This is a genomic window from Candidatus Skiveiella danica, assembly GCF_022705245.1.
In the GTDB taxonomy this organism is placed as follows: domain Bacteria; phylum Pseudomonadota; class Gammaproteobacteria; order Burkholderiales; family Burkholderiaceae_C; genus Skiveiella; species Skiveiella danica.
Window position 1 is genome coordinate 1 of the sequence record NZ_JAKJEW010000086.1, and the last position, 1091, is coordinate 1091.

The following is a 1091-nucleotide window of genomic DNA, read 5'->3' on the forward strand; positions in this document are numbered from 1 at the left end:
CACGGAACAGCCACCTACAGCGGAGAACAAACGATAGATGAATTTGTCAACCAAGCTGATTCTCAGATGTACAAAGAAAAAATACTATACAAGAAAGAAACAGAAAAAAGCAGCGTTTAAACGCTGCTTTTGATTTTATGAACTTATTACTTCTGCGCCATATACTTAAGAAGATCCACAACTCTGTTGGAGTATCCCCATTCATTATCGTACCATGAAACCACTTTAAAGAATCTTTTTTCACCCTTAAGATTATTCTGTAAAGTAGCGAGAGAGTCGTATATAGACGATCTGTTGTCGTGAATGAAGTCGGTCGATACCACTTCTTCGTCGGCAACTCCCAGATAATTCTCAAGATAAGTCTTTGATGCTTTTTTCAGTAAACTGTCTATCTCTTCTATTGAACTGTCTCGTGCTGCTCTGAATGTAAGATCAACTACAGAAACATCCGGTGTAGGAACTCTGAAGGACATACCGGTAAGTTTTCCCTTGACTGCCGGAATTACTTCTCCCACAGCCTTTGCAGCACCTGTTGTTGAAGGAATTATATTGATAGCTGCCGCTCTTCCGCCTCTCCAGTCTTTTTTGGAAGGTCCGTCCACCGTCTTCTGAGTAGCTGTATACGAATGAATCGTTGTCATAAGACCTGTTTCTATGCCGATTCCTTCTTTCATGATAACATGAACCAAAGGAGCCAGACAGTTGGTAGTACATGATGCATTGGAAACTATATGATGTAACGAAGGATTATACTCATTTTCGTTTACTCCCATTACAATGGTCTTTACATCACCCTTACCCGGAGCTGTTATTATAACTTTTTTAGCACCAGCTGAAAGATGAGCCTTTGCCTTTTCAGATTCGGTAAAAAGTCCTGTAGACTCTATGACATACTCTACACCCATTTCAGCCCAAGGCAGCTTCGCAGGACCTTCTTTTGGGGCAGCCAGACATTTTATCTTATTGCCATCTACAACGAGTATATCATCTGCTTCAAGTGAAGAATCGCTTTTCTGTGTTGAAAGCGCACCCTTAAACTTTCCATGAATGGAGTCATATTTAAGCTGATAAGCAAAATAAGATGCATCAGT

General features: G+C 40.5%; 1 protein-coding gene. It reads right to left on the reverse strand.

From position 1 onward, the window contains the following. Positions 1 to 146: 146 nt before the first annotated feature. Positions 147 to 1091, reverse strand: a 945-nt coding sequence (gap, locus tag ACMUOY_RS20085) for a type I glyceraldehyde-3-phosphate dehydrogenase (RefSeq protein ID WP_413894504.1), incomplete at its 5' end; no start/stop codon positions are given.